This is a genomic window from Kitasatospora sp. CB02891, assembly GCF_002803145.1.
Taxonomy (GTDB): domain Bacteria; phylum Actinomycetota; class Actinomycetes; order Streptomycetales; family Streptomycetaceae; genus Kitasatospora; species Kitasatospora griseola.
This window is the reverse complement of sequence record NZ_NNBO01000010.1, coordinates 260,602-279,279: the sequence shown is the minus strand read 5'-3', so window position 1 is coordinate 279,279 and position 18,678 is coordinate 260,602. Positions and strand designations below refer to the sequence as shown.

At 72.2% G+C, this 18,678-nt stretch carries 15 protein-coding genes and 2 tRNA genes; 9 read left to right on the top strand and 8 right to left on the bottom strand.

Annotated elements, in window-relative coordinates; all coding sequences use genetic code 11:
- Nucleotides 1-20: 20 nt before the first annotated feature.
- Both CG736_RS23100 and CG736_RS23095 read right to left on the bottom strand, forming a co-directional pair.
- Nucleotides 21-584, bottom strand: coding sequence for an NUDIX hydrolase (locus CG736_RS23100; protein WP_100588087.1), 564 nt, complete (start codon nt 582-584; stop codon nt 21-23).
- The gene (locus tag CG736_RS23095) at nt 581-2,119 is read right to left on the bottom strand and encodes a zinc-dependent metalloprotease (RefSeq protein ID WP_100588127.1); all 1,539 of its coding nucleotides are present in this window, start codon (nt 2,117-2,119) and stop codon (nt 581-583) included. Before CG736_RS23095 ends, CG736_RS23100 begins: the two co-directional genes overlap by 4 nt.
- Before the next feature lie 190 nt (nt 2,120-2,309).
- On the opposite strand from CG736_RS23095, the gene CG736_RS23090 reads away from it, so the two are divergent.
- The 4 genes from CG736_RS23090 to CG736_RS23075 all read left to right on the top strand — a co-directional run bounded on the left by CG736_RS23090 (nt 2,310) and on the right by CG736_RS23075 (nt 5,486).
- Entirely contained in the window at nt 2,310-3,458 is a 1,149-nt protein-coding gene (locus tag CG736_RS23090; RefSeq protein ID WP_100588086.1) for an NAD-dependent epimerase/dehydratase family protein, read from the top strand.
- Nucleotides 3,459-3,544: 86 nt separating this feature from the next.
- Nucleotides 3,545-3,985 (top strand): molybdenum cofactor biosynthesis protein MoaE, encoded by a 441-nt coding sequence (locus CG736_RS23085; RefSeq protein ID WP_369880312.1) that lies wholly within the window; start codon nt 3,545-3,547, stop codon nt 3,983-3,985.
- A 160-nt stretch (nt 3,986-4,145) separates the two neighbouring features.
- A complete protein-coding gene (locus tag CG736_RS23080; RefSeq protein WP_043915947.1) occupies nt 4,146-4,325 on the top strand; it encodes a hypothetical protein in 180 nt (59 codons plus the stop codon).
- A gap of 81 nt (nt 4,326-4,406) precedes the next feature.
- Complete coding sequence (locus CG736_RS23075; RefSeq protein ID WP_100588084.1) at nt 4,407-5,486, top strand: PDZ domain-containing protein; 1,080 nt, start codon at nt 4,407-4,409, stop codon at nt 5,484-5,486.
- Between the two features lie 64 nt (nt 5,487-5,550).
- Here CG736_RS23075 and CG736_RS23070 read toward each other — a convergent pair whose 3' ends face one another.
- Nucleotides 5,551-6,111: a PPA1309 family protein gene (locus CG736_RS23070; RefSeq protein WP_189271028.1), complete on the bottom strand. Its 561-nt coding sequence runs from the start codon at nt 6,109-6,111 to the stop codon at nt 5,551-5,553.
- Between the two features lie 171 nt (nt 6,112-6,282).
- Here CG736_RS23070 and CG736_RS23065 point away from each other — a divergent pair, with 171 nt between their 5' ends.
- From CG736_RS23065 to CG736_RS23045, 5 genes are all read left to right on the top strand, one after another.
- Nucleotides 6,283-9,204: a UPF0182 family protein gene (locus CG736_RS23065; RefSeq protein WP_100588125.1), complete on the top strand. Its 2,922-nt coding sequence runs from the start codon at nt 6,283-6,285 to the stop codon at nt 9,202-9,204.
- Nucleotides 9,205-9,261: 57 nt separating this feature from the next.
- A tRNA-Met gene (locus CG736_RS23060) sits at nt 9,262-9,335 on the top strand.
- A 104-nt stretch (nt 9,336-9,439) separates the two neighbouring features.
- Nucleotides 9,440-9,513 (top strand) — tRNA-Met (locus CG736_RS23055).
- Between the two features lie 259 nt (nt 9,514-9,772).
- On the top strand, nt 9,773-11,791 hold the full coding sequence (locus CG736_RS23050; RefSeq protein WP_100588083.1) for a glycosyl hydrolase family 18 protein: 2,019 nt from the start codon (nt 9,773-9,775) through the stop codon (nt 11,789-11,791).
- 353 nt (nt 11,792-12,144) lie between these two features.
- On the top strand, nt 12,145-14,064 hold the full coding sequence (locus CG736_RS23045) for a tetratricopeptide repeat protein (protein ID WP_232734118.1): 1,920 nt from the start codon (nt 12,145-12,147) through the stop codon (nt 14,062-14,064).
- A 227-nt stretch (nt 14,065-14,291) separates the two neighbouring features.
- On the opposite strand, the gene hisN is transcribed toward CG736_RS23045, so the two are convergent.
- The 5 genes from hisN to CG736_RS23020 form a co-directional block, all read right to left on the bottom strand.
- The gene (hisN, locus tag CG736_RS23040; protein WP_100588082.1) at nt 14,292-15,089 is read right to left on the bottom strand and encodes a histidinol-phosphatase; all 798 of its coding nucleotides are present in this window, start codon (nt 15,087-15,089) and stop codon (nt 14,292-14,294) included.
- 18 nt (nt 15,090-15,107) lie between these two features.
- Nucleotides 15,108-15,431 carry a multidrug efflux SMR transporter gene (locus tag CG736_RS23035; RefSeq protein WP_100588081.1) on the bottom strand — a complete coding sequence of 108 codons (324 nt, stop codon included), beginning with the start codon at nt 15,429-15,431 and terminating at the stop codon, nt 15,108-15,110.
- 89 nt (nt 15,432-15,520) lie between these two features.
- A complete protein-coding gene (gene rsgA, locus CG736_RS23030; protein WP_100588080.1) occupies nt 15,521-16,576 on the bottom strand; it encodes a ribosome small subunit-dependent GTPase A in 1,056 nt (351 codons plus the stop codon).
- Between the two features lie 14 nt (nt 16,577-16,590).
- Nucleotides 16,591-17,925, bottom strand: a complete 1,335-nt coding sequence (gene aroA / locus CG736_RS23025; protein WP_100588079.1) for a 3-phosphoshikimate 1-carboxyvinyltransferase — start codon at nt 17,923-17,925, stop codon at nt 16,591-16,593.
- A gap of 28 nt (nt 17,926-17,953) precedes the next feature.
- On the bottom strand, nt 17,954-18,658 hold the full coding sequence (locus CG736_RS23020; RefSeq protein ID WP_100588078.1) for a M50 family metallopeptidase: 705 nt from the start codon (nt 18,656-18,658) through the stop codon (nt 17,954-17,956).
- Nucleotides 18,659-18,678: the final 20 nt, after the last annotated feature.

Below are 18,678 nucleotides of genomic sequence, written 5' to 3'. Positions count from 1 at the left end.
GGGGTCGGGAGCGCGTGGTCTCAGACCAGCGCCCGGGCCCGCGCCACCAGGTCGCGCACCGAGTGGTCGGTGTCGGCGGGCAGCTGCTCCCAGCCGAACCAGCGCAGGTCCAGCGACTCCTCGCTGATCAACTCGCGCGCCCCGGCCGGGGCGACGGCGACGTACTGCACGTCCAGGTGGATGTTCTCCGGCTTGTCCTTGCCCAGGCAGCGCACGTGGTGGCGGTCCAGCTTCACCGGCGCGGTGCGGCCGTCGACCGCGAGCAGCTCCAGCCCGGCGATGCCGGACTCCTCGACCGCCTCGCGCAGCGCCGCCGCGGCCAGCGTCTCGTCGCCGGGTTCGCAGTGGCCGCCCATCTGCAGCCACATCCCGACCTTGGGGTGGAGCGTCAGCAGCACCCGCCCCTCGGCCGGGTCGACCACCAGCGCGCTGGCGGTGATGTGGCCGGGCAGGCAGGCCCGCCACAGGCCGTCGGGGTGGGCCGCCAGGTGCGCCAGGTAGTCGCGGCGCAGCTCCTGCTGGCCGTTCCCGTCGGGCTGCCAGTCGGTCAGTGCGCGGACGGCGTCGGTGTGCAGCGACGTCACTTGGCGTCGCCCTCCCGGCCGTCCTCGGAGCCGTCCTTGCCGGGGGCGTCCTCGCCGGGGGCGGAACCGGTGTCGTCCTTGGTCAGGTCGGGCTTCCCGGTGCCGGTGCCGGTGCCGCCGCCGGCGGCCTCGCCGAGCAGCTTGTTCAGCGCGTCGAAGTCGAAGCCGCCCTCGGTCTCGGCGGTGGTGTCGCGGTGCACGAAGCCGTCCGGGTCGTCCAGGTCGGCGGCGGTGGGCAGCATGTCGGGGTGGCTCCACAGCGCGTCGCGGCCCTCGACGCCGCGGGCGTCGGCGAGCGAGGCCCACAGGCGGGAGGCGTCGCGCAGGCGGCGGGGGCGCAGCTCCAGGCCGACCAGGGTGGCGAAGGTCTGCTCGGCGGGGCCGCCGGTGGCGCGGCGGCGGCGGAGCGTCTCGCGCAGCGCGGCGGCGTGCGGCAGGTGCGGGGTGGCGGCGGCGTGCACCACGGCGTCGACCCAGCCCTCGACCAGGGCCAGCGCGGTCTCCAGCCGGGCCAGCGCGGCCTTCTGCTCGGGGGTGTCCTCGGGCTGCAGCAGGCCGCCGGCCAGCGCGTCCTGGAGGGCCTCGGGGTTGCTCGGGTCGAGCTGGCCGACCAGCTCCTCCATCCGCGAGGTGTCGACCTTGATGCCGCGCGCGTACGCCTCGACCGCGCCGAACAGGTGCGCCCGCAGCCACGGCACGTGGGCGAACAGCCGCTGGTGGGCGGCCTCGCGCAGGGCCAGGTAGAGCCGGACCTCCTCGGCGGGCACGTTCAGCCCCTCGCCGAACTCGGCGATGTTCTGCGGCAGCAGCGCGGCCTTCCCGGCGGGGGCGAGCGGCAGGCCGACGTCGGTGGAGCCGAGCACCTCGGCGGCCAGCGCGCCGAGCGCCTGTCCGATCTGGGTGCCGAACATGGCGCCGCCCATGGAGCGCATCATGCCCATCAGCGGCCCGGCCATGGCCTGCATCTCCTCGGGCAGCACGCCGCCCATGGCGTTGCCGACCCGCTCCGCGACCGGGTCCGCCAGGTCCTTCCAGACCGGCAGGGTGGCCTCGATCCACTCGGCGCGGCTCCACGCCACCGCCGTGGAGGAGGTGGACGGGAACTCGGTCGCCGAGTCCAGCCACAGGTCGGCCAGCCGGACCGCCTCGACGACGGCGGTGCGCTCGGCGGCGCCCACCGAGCGGTCCTTGGTCTTCCCCTCGGGCTGCTCGGCGACCACGGTCTGCCGGGCGATGTTCTTGGCCAGCTCCCAGTTCACCGGGCCGCCCTCGAACGAGAGCATCTGCCCGAGCTGCTGGAACGCCGCGCCCAGGTCGTTGGGGTTGAAGCCGCCCATCATCGCGGCGAACGGGTTGTCGCCGCCCGCCCCGCCGGCGCCGCCCATGCCGAACAGCGCCCCGAACGGGTTTCCGTTGCCGAAGCCGAACGGCTGCTGCGGGGTCGAGTCGCCCTGCTCGCCGTCCTTCTTGCCCTTGTTCTTGCCGTCCTCGGGCTCCTCGGGGGGAACGCCGAATCCGAAGGGGAGGTCGCTCACGGGGTCCTCGATCTGATCGGCCGTCACGCGGGTGGTGTGGCGGGAAATTCTGCTGCCCGGAGGCTCCGGGCGGTTTCAATGGTCTCGCGGCCGACCGCGCCGGGTGCACCGCGGGGGCTGAGCCTCGGGCAGGATGGACAGTGCGTGACACTCGTACGTACGCACTTAAGCTAACCGTGGAGGATGGCCGGTGAGTTCCCCGCCTTCGGACGTTCGCTCTGGGCTGACCGAGGGCGAGGACGCGCCGGCCGACGCCGGTTCGCCGTCTCCAGCCTACGGCGGCAAGCCCCTCACCGTGGCCGTCACCGGCGCGGCGGGGGTGCTCGGCGAACGCGTCGCCCAACGCCTGGTGGCGTCCCCGCACGTGCGCCGGGTGCTCGCCGTGGACGACCGCCGCGGCGAGGTCCCCGGCGTGCACTGGCGGGTGCTGGACGTCCGCGACCCGGCGGTGGCCGAACGGCTGGCCGGCGTGGACGTGGTGGTGCACCTCGCGATGGACCTCGGCATGGAGTCCGACCCGCGCACCCGCAGCGCCTACAACGTGCGCGGCGCGCAGACCGTGCTGACCGCCGCCGCGGCGGCCGGCGTGCACCGGGTGGTGCTGTGCACCTCCGCGATGGTCTACGGGGCACTGGCCGACAACGAGGTCCCGCTCGCCGAGGACTCCGAGCTGCGGGCCACCGAGGAGGCCTCGCTGGTCGGCGACCTGCTGGAGATCGAACGCCTGGCCCGCCGCGCCCCGCGCGCCCACCCCGGGCTGCAGATCACCGTGCTGCGCCCGGCCGTGGTGGTCGGCCCGGGCATCGACACCGTGCTGACCCGCCACTTCGAGGCCCCGCGCCTGCTGGTGGTGGCCGGCTCCCGTCCGTGCTGGCAGTTCTGCCACCTGGACGACCTGACCTCGGCGCTGGAGTACGCGGCGCTCGGCCTGGTCGAGGGCGAGGTGACGGTCGGCTGCGACGGCTGGCTGGAGCAGGAGGACGTGGAGGAGCTGTCCGGGATCCGCCGGATGGAACTGCCCGCCGCACTGGCCCTGGGCACCGCCGCCCGCCTGCACCGCCTCGGCCTGACCCCGGCCCCGGCCGGCGACCTCGCCTACACCATGTACCCGTGGGTGGTCTCCGGCAGCCGGCTGCACGAGGCGGGCTGGCGGCCCGAGCACACCAACGAGGAGGTGCTGGCCGAGCTGCTCGCCCAGGTGTCCGGCAAGCACGCGGTGGCCGGCCGCCGGCTGGGCGGCAAGGAGGCCGCCACCAGCCTGGGCGCGGCCGGCGCCACGGTGGCGCTGATCGGCACGGCGGCGCTGGTCCGCCGGGCCCGCAAGCACCGCCGGATCTGACCGCCGCCCTTCGCCCCGCGGACCGTCGGTCCTGCGGGGCGAGGATCTCGGCAGCCGCCGCCGTCGGGTGCGCGATGATGGGGGCCATGTCCGAGAACCACGACCCGATCCGGCTGCTCGACGTCCGCGGGACGCCGCTCTCCCTGGACGAGGTGCACGCCGCGGTCGGCGACGACGCGGCGGGCGGCACCACGCTGTTCGTCGGCACGGTGCGCGACCACGACGGCGGGAAGGCGGTCACGGCGCTGGAGTACAGCGCCCATCCGACCGCCGTGCGGGAGCTGCGCCGGATCGCGGAGAAGATCTGCGCGGACTTCCCGGTCCGGGCGCTGGCGGCGGTGCACCGCACCGGTCGGCTGGAGATCGGCGACGTCGCGGTGATCGTCGCGGTCGCCTGCCCGCACCGCGGCGAGGCGTTCGCGGCCTCGCGGCGGCTGATCGACGACCTCAAACACGAGGTGCCCATCTGGAAGCACCAGGTTTTCGCGGACGGCGAGGAGGAATGGGTCGGTGCGGGCTCCTGCTGACCGCCCGTGTCCGCTCCGTGCCCCGCTCGTTCCCCGTTCGGGGGTATCTCGGAACGGTGCGTGCGCCACGCCGTCCCGTAACTCGGACACCGCACGCGCCGTTCCCCCGGTAGGCGGTTAATCTGCTGATACGCATGACGAGCCTGTGGGGAGTTCGAAGATGGCTGCGCTTGCCTGGTTGATCATTCCTTTGGTGGCCGGACTGCTGGCCTCGGTGTGGGCGGGGTGGGCGGCACGACCGCCGCGCTCCATCACCGACCCGTCCTCGCTCGCCGAGCACGAACGCTTCCGTGCCGCGATGGAACGCAGCACCGGCAACGGACGCACCGGCGGCAAGTAGCCCGGTGGGAGGCGGCGGCGGGGCGCATCGGCGGGCCGCGGAGCGATGCATCGCGGCCCGGACTTCCCGTACTGTCGTGCCATGCCACGCCGATCGGCGACGATGCTCGCCGCCACCCTGCTGCTGATAGGCCTGCTCTGTGCCTCGGTCCTGATGAAGGTGCCGTTCACCGAGATGAGCCCGGGGCCGACGTACAACACCCTCGGCGTGCAGGACAAGACCGGCACCCCGGTGATCACCATCACCGGGCGCGAGACCTACCCGACCAGCGGTCACCTCAACATGACCACGGTCCAGGTCACCGGGGCGAACTACCAGCCAAGCCTGATCTCGGCGATCGTCGGCTGGATGCGGGGCGACGTGCTGGTGGTGCCGCACGACAACGTCTACCCGAAGGGCCAGACCGACCAGGAGGCCCAGCAGCAGAACGCGGAGGAGTTCGCCTCCTCCGAGGACAGCGCGAAGACCGCCGCCCTCAAGCAGCTGGACATCCCGGTCACCACGCAGATCATCGTCTCCTCGGTGACCGCGGGGGCCCCCTCCGAGGGCAAGCTGCACGCCGGCGACCGGATCGTCGCGGTGGACGGGGTGCCGATCACCACCCGCACCCAGGTCGCCGAGCAGGTGACGAAGCACAAGCCCGGCGAGACGACCGTCTTCACCGTCGTCCCGCACGCCAAGGCCGGCCAGACGCCGAACCCGGCGGACGAGGAGCAGGTGTCCATCACCACGGCCAAGGCCCCGGACGAGGACCGGGCCATCGTCGGCATCACGCCCGGCGTCGACCACGTCTACCCGTTCAAGATCGACATCGGCCTGCAGGACGTCGGCGGCCCGAGCGCCGGCCTGATGTTCGCGCTCGGCATCGTCGACAAGCTCACCCCCACCGACCTCACCGGCGGCAAGTTCGTGGCGGGCACCGGCACCATCGACGACGACGGCACGGTCGGGCCGATCGGCGGCATCCAGATGAAGCTGATCGCCGCCCGCGACAAGGGCGCCGAATACTTCTTCACCCCCGCCGACAACTGCTCGGAGGCGACGAAGGGCACGCCCTCGGGCCTGACCCTGGTCAAGGTCGACAACCTGGCGGGGGCGGTCAAGGCCCTCGACTCCATCCGGAGCGGGGACAAGGCGGCGCTGCCCAGCTGCAACAGGTAGGCGCGAAGCACGGACAGCGAACAGCGTCTGTGCGCTCCCTGGTTTCGCGCCCGCCGGCCTTCGCCTACTGGAACGTCGCGAGCAGCGCCTGGGTGAGGTTGGGGACCAGGTCCGGGCCGGTGAGGACCTCGCGGGCGATGTCCTTCTCGCGCAGGCGCAGGGCGACCTCGCGGGCGCCGTCGCGCAGGACCGCGGCGGTGATGCGGACCTCCTGGCGCTGGGGGTGGGTGGCCACCCAGTCGTTGATCTCCTGCTCGGTGGCGTTCTTCGGGCGGGAGGACTCGGCGCCGGGCGGGAGCATCAGGCGTTCGACGACCAGGGCGCAGCCGACCACGCCGTCGGGCCAGGCGATGGTGCCGAGGAAGCGGTCGAGCTCGGTGCCCGCGGGGATCTCCTCCTGTTCGACCGGGGTGAGGCCGGTCGGGTTCTCGTCCAGGCCGAGCTGCGTGGCGAGCCGCGGGTTGGCCTTGCGCATCTGGGCGTTGTCGACCAGGGCGAACAGGCGGGCGGGGTTGTCCCAGCCGAGGGTCGCGGCGTGCTCGTCGATCTCCAGCGCGGCCCGGGTGAGGGGGGTGGCGGCGGGCATGCCGGAGGCGGCGTTGGTCAGGTCAGGGGAGTCGGACATGGGGCCATCCTCACATGTTCGGGGGGGCCGTCTCCAACTCCGACGCAGTGTCCGGGAACTCCGGTAAAGACTGTTTAAGTTGCACTGGAGTCCGGTGTCTCCGCCCGTCCACGGCGCGGCACTGTCATCCCCAACGACAACAACAGCTGAGGTGGCGTCTTGACCTTCCAGATGCCGGATCGGTCCGATCCGGGTTTCCGAGCGAGAGTCGGGCCGCCCCCGCGCCGGGCGAAGGTGCTGCTGCTGACGGTCGGCGTGCTGGCGGTGCTGTTCCTGCTGTTCGTCATGTTCGCCGGGCTGTGGACCGACTGGCTGTGGTTCAGGTCGGTCAAGTACAGCTCCGTCTTCACCTCGCAACTGGGCGTGAAGATCGGCCTGTTCGCGGTGTTCGGGCTGCTGATGGCGCTGGTGGTCGGGTTCAACCTGTGGCTGGCGTACCGGCTGCGGCCGCCGCTGGCGGCGATGTCGGTGGAGCAGCAGAGCCTGGACCGCTACCGGATGGGCGTGGCGCCGTTCCGCAAGTGGCTGCTGATCGGCCTGTCGCTGCTGGTCGGCCTGGCGGCCGGGGCGGCCGCGAGCGGGCAGTGGCGGACCTGGATGCTGTGGATCAACGGCACGCCGTTCGGGCAGAAGGACAGCCAGTTCCACCTGGACGTCTCGTTCTACGCGTTCGAACTGCCGTGGTACGAGTTCCTGCTGGGCTTCGCGTTCAGCGCGGTGATCGTGTCGCTGCTGGCGGCGACCGCGGTGCACTACCTGTACGGCGGCCTTCGGCTGCAGGGGCCGGGCCGTCGGGCGAGTGCCGGGGCGCAGGGTCATCTGGCCGTGCTGCTGGGCGTGTTCGTGCTGCTGAAGGCGGTGGCGTACTGGCTGGACCGGTACGCGCTGGCGGTGAAGAGCGAGTCGTACAAGGGCGTCGGGGGCTGGACCGGTCTGCGGTACGTGGACGCGAACGCGTTCCTGCCGGCCAAGACGATCCTGTTCTTCGTGGCGATCATCTGCGCGGTGCTGTTCTTCCTGACGCCGGTGCGGCGGACCTGGGCGCCGGCGCTGATCGGCTTCGGGCTGATGGCGCTGTCGGCGGTGCTGGTCGGCGGGCTGTACCCGGCGATCGTGCAGCAGTTCCAGGTCAAGCCGAACGAGCAGGCCAAGGAGACGCCGTACATCCAGAAGAACATCGACGCGACCCGGCAGGCCTACGGGATCGCCGACGTGCAGGTGGATCCGTACTCGCCGAAGGACACGCCGGACTCGGACAAGCTGAAGCTGGACGCGCAGACCGTGGCGGACATCCGGCTGCTGGACCCGAACGTGGTGTCGCCGACGTTCCAGCAGAACCAGGCGCTGCGGCAGTACTACGCGTTCCCGAAGACCCTGGACGTGGACCGGTACGGCGACCAGGACACCGTGCTGGGCGTGCGCGAGCTGGACCTGACGGGCGTTCAGCAGCACAACTTCATCAACGACCACTTCAAGTACACCCACGGGTACGGCGTGGTCGCCGCCAAGGGCAACCAGGTGGACGGCAACGGCAACCCGGTCTACACCGAGCAGTCGCTGCCGACCACCGGGGCGATGGGCGACTACCAGCAGCGGGTCTATTACGGCGAGAAGTCCAGCACGTACTCGGTCGTCGGACCGGGCATGGACGAGATCGACTACACCCGGGACTCCGACCCCGACCGGACGTACCAGTACACCGGCGGCAGCGGCGTCTCGCTGGACAACCCGCTGACCCGGGCCGCGTACGCGGTGAAGTTCGCCGAGCCGCAGCTCCTCTACTCGGGGGCGATCAAGGACGGCGCGAAGATCCTCTACGACCGCACCCCGAAGGAGCGGGTGGAGAAGGTCGCGCCGTGGCTGTCGATCGACGCCGACCCGTACCCGGTGGTGGAGAACGGCCGGCTGGTCTGGGTGCTGGACGGCTACACCACCTCCGACGGCTTCCCGTTCTCGTCCAAGACGGTGCTCGGCGACGCCACCAAGGACTCGCTGACCGACCAGCGAGGCCGCACCTTGAGCGCCGTCAACGAGGTCAACTACATCCGGAACTCGGTGAAGGCCACGGTCGACGCGTACACCGGTGAGGTGACGCTGTACCAGTGGGACGAGTCCGACCCGGTGCTGAAGACCTGGATGAAGGCGTTCCCGGGCACGGTCCAGCCGAAGGCGGACATCCCGGACACGCTGCTGCCGCACCTGCGCTACCCGCAGGACATGTTCAAGGTGCAGCGCGACCTGCTCGGGATGTACCACATGACGGACGCCACGGCGTTCTTCAACGGCACCGACATCTGGGAGGTGCCGGTCGACCCGACCGTCAACGCCGACGAGGTGCAGCCGCCGTACTACCTGACGCTGCGGATGCCGGACGCGAAGAAGGCCAACTTCTCGCTGACCACCTCGTTCGTGCCCTCGGGCCGGAAGAACCTGGCGGCGTTCATGACCGCGGACGCCGATCCGGGGGAGGACTACGGCAAGCTGCGGATCCTGCGGATGACGTCCGAGTCGGGTGCGCTCGGCCCGGCGCTGACCCAGGCGAAGTTCAACTCCGACACCGAGGTGGCCCGCCAGCTGACGCTGCTGCGCAGCGGCAGCGACTCGGACCTGGTGTACGGCAACCTGCTCACGCTGCCGGTCGGCGGCGGCATCCTCAACGTGGAGCCGGTGTACCTGGTGGCCCGCGGTGCGAAGGTGCCGGTGCTGAAGAAGGTGCTGGCGGTGTACGGCGACCGCAACGTGGCGCTGGAGGACACCCTGGACAAGGCGCTGGCGAAGGTGCTGGGCGCGGCGGCCGGCGGGGCCACCACCCCGACCGCCCCCGTCGACCCGGGCAGCACCACGCCGCCCGCCCCGACCACGCCGACCACGCCCGCGCCGGGCGTCAACCCGGCGCTGGACAAGGCCCTGGCGGACGCCCAGAAGGCGTTCACCGACGGCCAGGCCGCGCTGAAGAGCGGCGACTGGGCGGCGTACGGGCAGGCCCAGCAGGCGCTGCAGAAGGCGCTGGACGCCGCGGTGGCGGCGGAGTCGAAGGCCGGCTCGGGCGGCGCCTCGCCGGCGCCGTCCGGTTCGCCGTCGCCCACCGGCTGAGCTGCGAGAACCGATTTGCTGTTCCACTCCGCGACCGTGCTACTGTGGTTTCACCGACGCGGGGTGGAGCAGCTCGGTAGCTCGCTGGGCTCATAACCCAGAGGTCGCAGGTTCAAATCCTGTCCCCGCTACTCAGTAGCCGAAGGCCCGGAGGCATCAGCCTCCGGGCCTTCGTCATTGCTGCTCGGGGGTGGCGCATCGGCACCCCGTGATCGTGCTAGAGTGATCTCACCGACGCGGGGTGGAGCAGCTCGGTAGCTCGCTGGGCTCATAACCCAGAGGTCGCAGGTTCAAATCCTGTCCCCGCTACTCAGTAGCGAAAGGCCCGGAGGCATCAGCCTCCGGGCCTTTGCCATTCCTTGGTGCAGACCCGATTGACACCCCCACTGGTCCAGTCCAATCTGGGTCATGCCCATGACGGGCGGCCCCCACCGCCCGCCTCGTGGTGCTGCAACGCGTATGCCCGCAACGGGAATCGTTCGTGTTCTGCTTCCGTCTGCCGCTCTCCCCGACCGGGGTGTCGGACGGCGTTTCCTGCATCCCCACGTGACAGGAGAGGCACATCCGCATGCACCGCAACAACCGAAGGGTCTGGGCCGTCACAGCGGCGGCCGCCACCCTGCTCGCCGGGGCGATGTCGCTGCTGGGAGCCCCCGACGCGACCGCCGGACCGGCCAACACCACCGGCGCCCCCGCCACCAGCGGCGGGATGAAGGTCGCCTACTTCGACCAGTGGTCGATCTACCAGAACGCCTACTACCTGAAGAACGTCGACACCAACGGCATGGCCGGGAAGCTCGACTACCTGCTGTACGACTTCGCCAACATCGACCCCGCCAACCTGACCTGCTTCGAGGCCAACTCGGCGGCCTCCCAGGACGAGAACAACCCGAACGCCGGCGACGGCGCGGGCGACTACTACGCCGACTACGCGAAGACCTTCGCCAACGGCAACAGCGTCGACAACTCCACCGACACCTGGAACCAGCCGCTGGCCGGCAACTTCCACCAGCTCCAGGAGCTGAAGGCCAAGTACCCGAAGCTGAAGGTGCTGATGTCGATCGGCGGCTGGACGTACTCCAAGTACTTCTCGGACGCGGCCGCCACCGACGCCTCCCGCAAGAAGTTCGTCTCCTCCTGCGTCGACATGTTCATCAAGGGCAACCTGCCCGCCCAGGGCGGCTACGGCGGCCCCGGCACCGGCAAGGGCATCTTCGACGGCTTCGACATCGACTGGGAGTACCCGGGCGGCGGCGGCCACACCGGCAACCACTCCTCGCCGAACGACAAGCAGAACTTCACCGCGCTGCTCGCCGAGTTCCGCAGCCAGCTCAACGCCCAGGGCACCGCCGACGGCAAGAGCTACGCGCTGAGCGCCGCGCTGCCGGCCGGCCAGGACAAGATCCAGTACGTCGAGACCGACAAGATCGCCCAGTACCTGACCTTCGCCGACCCGATGACGTACGACATGCACGGCGGCTGGGAGGCGCAGGGCCCGACCAACCACCAGACGGGGATCTACCAGAACCCGAACGACCCGTCGAACAACATCCCGCCGGGCAACGCCAAGTACTCCATCGACGAGGCGATCAAGGCGTACACGGTCGGCGACCCCTCGTACGGCATCCCCGGCGGCTTCCCGGCCAACAAGCTGAACATGGGCGTCCCGCTGTACTACCGCGGCTGGACGGGCGTGGCGGCCGGCGCCAACCACGGGCTGTTCCAGCCGGCCAGCGGGCCCGCGCAGGGTGCGCCGAACTCCGGCAACGTCGCCGGCGTGCGGATGTACAAGGAACTGCTGGGTGTCGTCGACAACGCGAACTACACGTACTGGGACCCGGCCTCGCAGGCCTCGTACTTCTACGACGGCACCAACTTCTGGTCCGGCGAGAACGCCAGGTCCATCCAGGCCAAGATGGACTACGCGCACTGCAACGGGCTCGGCGGCTCCTTCGTGTTCTCGCTGTACGACGACCCGAACGCGGTGCTGCTGAACCCGCTGGTGACGGCGACCAACGGCTCGGCCGCCAACTGCCCCGCGCCGCCGACCTCGCCGTCGCCGAGCGCGAGCAGCAGTGGCGGCACCAGCCCGTCGCCCTCCACCTCCGCGAGCGGCTCGCCGTCCTCGTCGCCGAGCGGCTCGCCGTCCGGCAGCCCGTCGGGCAGCCCGTCCTCCTCGCCGAGCGGGCCCGGCGGCGGGATCGTCGCCAACCCCGGCCTGGAGTCCGGCGCGCTCAGCCCGTGGACCTGCGCGGGCAGCGGCGGCGCCGTGGTCAGCGGCGGCCACACCGGCTCGTACGCGCTGCAGGGCAACACCAGCGCCGGTGACACCGCGCAGTGCCAGCAGACCGTCACGGTCAAGCCGAACACCACGTACACGCTGTCCGCGTGGGTGAAGGGCAACTACACCTACCTGGGCGTCACCGGCTCGGGGGCGGACAGTTCGACCTGGACGCCCGGCGGGAGCGCGTGGGGGCAGCTGTCCACCAAGTTCACCACCGGCGCCTCGGTCACCTCGGTGACCATCTGGGTGCACGGCTGGTACGGACAGGGCGCCTACCAGGCGGACGACTTCACCGTCGGCTGACCTGTCGTCACCATCCTTTGAACGAAGGCCCGGAGGGAATCGCCCTCCGGGCCTTCGGCCTTGTGTGCATCGAGTGTTGATCGACTCCGGTACGATGCGTGGCCGGGGTTTGTGGGGCTCAGTGTCGGGAAATCGACAAAGCGCTGAAGCAATCTCGCCGGGCTTCGGCCCCGCTCCGCCAAAACGGACGGAGCAGGTGTACGAGGGTTGCTGGGTGATGCGACGATGGACCACGAGGGGGACGCGGCGCGGCCGTTGACGGGCCGTCCGATCCGGCGTGACCCCTGGGGGACCCGTCCCGGGCCGACGGCCGGGGGCGAATGCCGCGACACTCGGGGGGAGCTGGAGTCGGCATGAAACTCATCGGAAGGAACGGAACGGGAGAACCACCGACGGCCAGCAGCAGCACGGACACCGGCACCGGTGCCCGACCCGCCCGCCGGCCGGGCGGCAGCCTGCCCGCACAGCGCCACACCGCCGGCCGCGGCCTCGCCGCATCCGGCTACGGTCCCGACAGCCTCGTCCACCTGACCGCCGACCAGGTCGTCGCCACCGCCTCCGCCCGTGACCTGCTGGAGAGCGACGACGGCTCCGACAGCTTCGAAACTGCCCTCGCCGCCCGCGAACAGGCCGCCCTCGAAGCCCGTCACCGCGGCTCCGCCGACGCCGGCGACCCCGGCGCCGCCAGCCAGCTCGGCGCCCTCCTGCTGCGCCGCGGCGACCTCCAGGACGCCGAACCGTACCTGCGCACCGCCGCCGCCGCGGGCCTGCGCGCCGCCGCCAACAACCTCGGCGTCCTGCTCCACCAGCAGGGCCACCGCGCCGAAGCCGGCCAGTGGTGGCGGCAGGCCGCCGTCGCCGGCTCCGCCCCCGCCGCCCACGCCCTCGGCCTGCAACTGCGCGACCAGGGCGAGGAGGAGGCCGCCGAGTACTGGCTGCACTTCGCCGCCGAACAGGGCCACCCGCTCGGCGCGTACGCCCTCGGCGACCTGATGGAACACCGCCGCGACGTCCGTGCCGAACGCTGGTTCAAGGCCGCCGCCGACTCCGGCCACCGCGAAGCCGCCTACCGCCTCGCCCGGATGCGCGAAGCCGCCGGCGACAAGGACACCGCCGAGACCTGGTACCGCACCGCCGCCGCCCGCAGCCACCCCCGCGCCGCGCTGCGCCTCGGCGTGCTCCTCGAAGCCCGCGGCGACCTCGACGAAGCCGCCCGCTGGTACCGGCAGTCCGCACAGAACGGCGAAGCCCGCGCCGCCTGCGCGCTCGGCTTCCTGCTCCGCGACGCCGGCGACCCCACCGCCGCCGCCGAATGGTGGCAGGAGGCCGCCGAAGCCGGCGACGCCGCGGCGGCCAACGCACTCGGCGCACTGCACGCCGGCCGCGGCGAGGACGCCGTCGCCGAACGCTGGTACCGCGCCGCGCTCGACGCCGGCGACCACAACGGCGCCTTCAACCTCGGCCTGCTGTGCGCCGGCGTCGGCCGCGACACCCAGGCCGAACAGTGGTACCGCCGCGCCGCGTACGCCGGCCACCGCGAAGCCTGCAACGCGCTCGCCGTCATGCTGCTCCAGCGCGGCGACGAATCCGGCGCCGAGCCCTGGTTCTCCAAGGCCGCCGAAGCCGGCTCCGTCGACGGCGCGTTCAACCTCGGCGTGCTGCACGCCGGCCGCGGCGAGACCCGGCAGGCCCAGGAGTGGTACGCCCGCGCCGCCGCCGAGGGGCACGGCGAAGCCGCCCTCCAACTCGCCGTCGTCCAGGAACAGCGCGGCAACCTCACCGGGGCGCTCGACCGCTACCGGCAGGCCGCGGAGGGCGGCTCCGCGGAGGGCGCGTTCCGGCTCGCCTCCCTGCTCGACCGCCGCGGCGACGCCGACGCGGACGCCGAACACTGGTACGCGGTCGCGGCGGACGCCGGGCACCTGCGGGCGCAGGTCCGGATGGGCGTCCGGGCCGCGGAGCGCGGCGCGCTGCAGATCGCCGAGAGCTGGTACCGGCGCGCCGCGGAGGGCGGCAGCCGCAGCGCCGCCTTCAACCTCGGCCTGCTGCTGGCCCGGCAGGACTCCGAGGCCGAGGCGATGCTCTGGTACACCCGCGCCGCGGACGCCGGGCACGGGCGCGCGGCCCTGCGGCTCGCGCTGCTCGCGCTGCGACGGGGGGAGGCCGTCCAGGCCGAGAACTGGTGCAAGCGGGCGGCGGAGTACGGACCGGCGGAGGTCGCGGAGCGGGCGGGACGGCTGCTGGGGGCGTTGAACGCGGAGCTCAGCGCGTAGACGCGAGCAGGGGATGCACCACCGGGGGCGCCGGGAGGTGCCCCCCGGGCGAAGCCGAGGGGGCGGAACTGCGCGACAAGCGCAAAGCCCGTCCGCAAGGTCGCGATCACGTGCAGGTCATTGTCCTGCGTCGCGATCTTGCTGGTGGGCGCCTCCCGCTTCGCGCAGTTCCGCCCCCAGCCCCAGCGGGCCGGGCGGTGCCCCCGGCGCCCCTGTTTCCGCACCCGTCAGAGCGACAGTGAGCGCAGCGCTGCTTCGTGGAGGATCCCGTTGGTCGCGACCGCGTCCGCGCCGGAGGGGCCGTCGATGCCGTCGAGGCCGGTGAAGCGGCCGCCGGCCTCCTGGACGACGATGCAGGGGGCAGCCATGTCCCAGAGGGAGAGTTCGGGTTCGGCGGCGATGTCGACGGCGCCCTCGGCGACCATCATGTAGGACCAGAAGTCGCCGAAGGCCCGGGTGCGCCAGCACTTGCGGGTGAGGTCGAGGAAGGCGTCGAGGCGGGCGCGCTCCTCCCAGCCGCTGAGCGAGGAGAAGGAGAGCGAGGCGTCGGCCAGGCGGGAGACCTTGGAGACGTGGATGCGCTGGGCCTTGGCGAGGCTGCGGCCGGCGAACGCGCCGAGTCCCTTGGCGGCCCACCAGCGGCGGCCGAGCGCGGGGGCGGAGACGATGCCGACCACCGGGGCGTACTCGCCGTCGGGCTGCTCCTCGAGGAGGGCGACCAGGGTGGCCCAGACCGGGACGCCGCGGACGTAGTTCTTGGTGCCGTCGATCGGGTCGATCACCCAGCGGCGCGGGCCGGAGCCCTGCAGGCCGTACTCCTCGCCCATCACGGCGTCGCGGGGCCGTGCGCGTTGCAGGACGGAGCGGACGAGTTCCTCGGCGGCCTTGTCGGCGTCGCTGACCGGTGTCAGGTCGGGCTTGGTCTCGACCTTCAGGTCGAGCGCCTTGAAGCGCTCCATGGTGACCGAGTCGGCCGAGTCGGCGAGGACGTGGGCGAGTCGGAGATCGTCGTGGTAGTCGGCCATGCCCGAACCCTAGCGGACTCAGTGTCCCGAGCCGCTGAGCTGAAGACCGATCACACCGGCGATGACCAGGCTGATCGAGACCAGCTTGAGGGTGGAGGAGGACTCCCCGAGGAAGACGATTCCGTACAGCGCGGTGCCGGCCGCGCCGATGCCCGTCCACACCGCGTAGGCGCTGCCCACCGGGAGGGTTTTCAGGGAGAGGGTGAGCAGGCCGAACGAGCCGAGGGCGAAGAGGCAGAAGCTGATGGTGGGCCAGAGCCTGGTGAAGCCGTGGCTGAGCTTGAGGTTGACCGCGAATCCCGTTTCCAGCAGACCGGCGAGGATCACCATGGCCCATGCCATCGGGTTGACTCCCTGTCAGATAGGACGGTGTGACCTTCCTATCGTTACCCAGTGGACAGGGCCGGGCGACTCGTCGGCTGCGTGAACTCTCAGTCGTCCTCGTGGGCCTCCTTGGTGGCGAGCAGACGGCGCAGCGAGTACAGCCGGGCCGGGTCGGCGTGGCCGTCGGCGACCCAGGCGTCCAGGGCGCAGTCCGGTTCGTCGTGCGAGCAGGCGCGCGGGCAGCCCTCGGTGCCGGGCTCCAGGTCGGGGAAGGCGAGAATGACCCGGGACGGGTCGATGTGGGAGAGGCCGAAGGACCGGAAGCCGGGGGTGTCGATCACCCAGCCCGGGTCGAGGGCCTTGCGGGAGCCGGGCTTCACGCCGGGCGGCGGGGGCAGCCGGAGGGCGAGCGCGGAGACGGTGGTGTGCCGGCCGCGGCCGGTGACGGCGTTGACGCGGCCCGTGGTCCGCTGCTGGTCCGGGACGAGCGCGTTGACCAGGGTGGTCTTGCCGACGCCGGAGTGCCCGATGAACACGGTGGTCTTCCCGCGCAGGTGCTCGCGGACGGCCTCCGCGCCGGTGGTGGCCAGCTCGTCGTGCCGGGTCACCACGTAGTCGATGCCGAGCGGCGCGTACGACTCCAGCAGTTCGTCGGCCGGCGCCAGGTCGGACTTGGTGAGCACCAGCAGCGGCTCCATCCCGGCGTCGTACGCGGCGACCAGGCAGCGGTCGATCAGCCGGGGGCGGGGCTCCGGGTTGGCGAGCGCGGTGACGATGGCCAGCTGCTCGGCGTTGGCGACCACGATCCGCTCGTACGGGTCGTCGTCGTCCGCGGTGCGGCGCAGCACCGAGGTGCGTTCCTCGACCCGGACGATCCGGGCCAGGCTGTCGGGGGCCCCGGAGAGGTCGCCGACCAGGTTGACGATGTCGCCGACGACCACGCCCTTGCGGCCGAGTTCGCGGGCCTTCATGGCGGTGACCAGGCGTTCGTCCTTGGTTCCGCCGTCGACCAGGCAGGTCATCCGGCCCCGGTCCACGGTGAGGATCATCGCCTCGGCGGCGTCCTCGTGCTTGGGCCGGATGCGGGTGCGGGGGCGGGAGCCCCGGCGGCCCGGGCGGCTGCGGATGTCGTCCTCGTCGGCGTCCTTGCCGTAGCGGCGCATGTTCGTGATCCCCGTCAGCCCTGGCCGAGGAGGTCGGCCCACATCTGCGGGAAGTCCGGCAGGGTCTTCGCCGTGGTCGCCACGTTCTCCACCAGGACGCCGTCCACCACCAGGCCGAGGACGGCGGCGGCGGTGGCCAGCCGGTGGTCCTCGTAGGTGTGGAAGACGCCGCCGTGCAGCGGGCGGGGGCGGATCCGCAGGCCGTCCTCGGTCTCCGAGACGTCGCCGCCGAGGTCGTTGATCTCCTTGGCGAGCGCGGCGAGCCGGTCGGTCTCGTGCAGCCGCAGGTGGGAGATGCCGTACAGGTGGGACTCGGAGTCGGCGAGGGCCGCGACCGCAGCGATCACCGGGGTCAGCTCGCCCACGTCGTGCAGGTCCACCTCGATCCCGTGGATCTTGCCGGTGCCGGTGAACTCCAGCCCCTCGTCGGTGCTGTGCCTATTGACAAACCGGCAGCTGCCGCCCATCGCACTGAAGATGTCGCGGAGCTGGTCGCCGGGCTGGTAGGTGTGCTCGGGCCAGTCCCGGACGACGACCCGGCCGCCGGTGGCGAGCGCCGCGGCGAAGAACGGGGCGGCGTTGGACAGGTCCGGCTCGACCACCAGGTCGCGGCCGATCAGCGCGCCCGGGGTGACCCGCCAGACGTCCTTCTCGCCGCCGTCCTCGGGGGCGTCCACCTGGCCGCCGGCCTTGCGGATCATGTCGACGGTCATCCGGATGTGCGGCAGCGAGGGCACCGTCGCGCCCACGTTGCGGATCTCCACGCCGTTGTTGAAGCGGGCGCCGGACAGCAGCAGCGCCGAGATGAACTGCGAGGAGGACGAGGCGTCGACCTCCACCGGGCCGCCGTCCAGCGCGCCCGCGCCGTGCACGGTCAGCGGGAAGCCGCCGCGGCCGCCGTCGTCGATCCGGGCGCCGAGCGCGCGCAGCGCGTCGATCACGCCGTGCTGCGGGCGCTCGTGGCTGCGCGGGTCGCCGTCGAAGTGCACCGGGCCGTCCGCGAGGGTGGCCAGCGGCGGCAGGAAGCGCATAACGGTGCCGGCGTTGCCGACGTCCACCTGCGCCGGGCCGCGCAGCCGCTCGGCCGGGATGACCCGCCAGGCCTCGCCGCCGCCGGTGCCGCCGGACGCCTCGTTCACCGTCTCCTCGACCGTCACGCCCAGTGCCCGCAGGCCGTCCGCCATCAGCTGCGAGTCGCGGCTGCGCAGCGGGCGGCGCACCCAGCCCGGGCCGTCGGCGAGGGCGGCCAGCACCAGGGCGCGGTTGGTCGCGGACTTCGAGCCGGGGATCGTCACGGTGGCGTCCACGGCGGCGGTGGCGACGGGAGCGGGCCACAGGGAGTCGGTCATGCCGCCCAGTCTATGAGGCCCGGCCCCGCTACCGGGGAAGCAGCCAGGCCGCCCCGAGCCCCAGGCAGGCCAGCGCCACCACCAGGAACAGCGCCATCCAGGCCGTCGCCGGCACGCCCGTCAGCCCGGCCAACTGGTCGGCGTCCGAGCCGGACGCGCCGCCGCGGCGCCGGGTGGAGAACAGCTCGACCACCGGGCGCGCCCCCGCCAGCAGGAGGAACCAGACGCCCAGGTGGGCGAACGCGCCCTGCCACTCGGCGCTCCCGTACCGGCACACCGCGACGATCGCGCCGCCGGTGACCAGCACGGCCAGCACGCCGAACACGTTCCGCAGGGTGAGCAGCATCGCCGCCAGCAGGGCGATGCCGATCCACAGCAGCGCGGTGGTCAGGCCCGCCCCCAGCAGGGCGGCGCCGCCCAGGCCGAGCAGCGACGGCGCCGGGTAGCCGGCCGCGAAGGTCAGCATCAGGCCGGGGCCGGTCCGCCGCCCGGAGGTCACCGTCAGCCCGGAGGTGTCCGAGTGCAACCGGATGCCGGAGAGCCGGCGGCGGGTCAGCAGCGCCATCACGCCGTGCCCGCCCTCGTGCGCGATGGTCACCACGGTGCGGCTCAGCCGCCACACCGGGCGCATCGCCACCGCCAGCAGCGCCGCCGCCGCGGTGCCCCACACCAGCCAGTTCGGCAGGGCGGGCTGTACGGCCGTCACCCGGTCCCAGAGTTGTGCGAAGTCCATTCCGGTGGGCCTCCGATCAC

What these genes read in the sequence shown, in the direction of transcription:
- CG736_RS23080 (WP_043915947.1), top strand. Translation starts at nt 4,146, where the DNA reads ATGGCTGCGCTTGCCTGGTTGATCATTCCTTTGGTGGCCGGACTGCTG.
- CG736_RS23050 (WP_100588083.1), top strand. Translation starts at nt 9,773, where the DNA reads ATGCACCGCAACAACCGAAGGGTCTGGGCCGTCACAGCGGCGGCCGCC.
- CG736_RS23065 (WP_100588125.1), top strand. Translation starts at nt 6,283, where the DNA reads ATGCCGGATCGGTCCGATCCGGGTTTCCGAGCGAGAGTCGGGCCGCCC.
- CG736_RS23075 (WP_100588084.1), top strand. Translation starts at nt 4,407, where the DNA reads ATGCCACGCCGATCGGCGACGATGCTCGCCGCCACCCTGCTGCTGATA.
- rsgA (WP_100588080.1), bottom strand. Translation starts at nt 16,576, where the DNA reads ATGCGCCGCTACGGCAAGGACGCCGACGAGGACGACATCCGCAGCCGC.
- CG736_RS23045 (WP_232734118.1), top strand. Translation starts at nt 12,145, where the DNA reads ATGAAACTCATCGGAAGGAACGGAACGGGAGAACCACCGACGGCCAGC.
- CG736_RS23020 (WP_100588078.1), bottom strand. Translation starts at nt 18,658, where the DNA reads ATGGACTTCGCACAACTCTGGGACCGGGTGACGGCCGTACAGCCCGCC.
- hisN (WP_100588082.1), bottom strand. Translation starts at nt 15,089, where the DNA reads ATGGCCGACTACCACGACGATCTCCGACTCGCCCACGTCCTCGCCGAC.
- aroA (WP_100588079.1), bottom strand. Translation starts at nt 17,925, where the DNA reads ATGACCGACTCCCTGTGGCCCGCTCCCGTCGCCACCGCCGCCGTGGAC.
- CG736_RS23085 (WP_369880312.1), top strand. Translation starts at nt 3,545, where the DNA reads ATGTCCGAGAACCACGACCCGATCCGGCTGCTCGACGTCCGCGGGACG.
- CG736_RS23070 (WP_189271028.1), bottom strand. Translation starts at nt 6,111, where the DNA reads ATGTCCGACTCCCCTGACCTGACCAACGCCGCCTCCGGCATGCCCGCC.
- CG736_RS23035 (WP_100588081.1), bottom strand. Translation starts at nt 15,431, where the DNA reads ATGGCATGGGCCATGGTGATCCTCGCCGGTCTGCTGGAAACGGGATTC.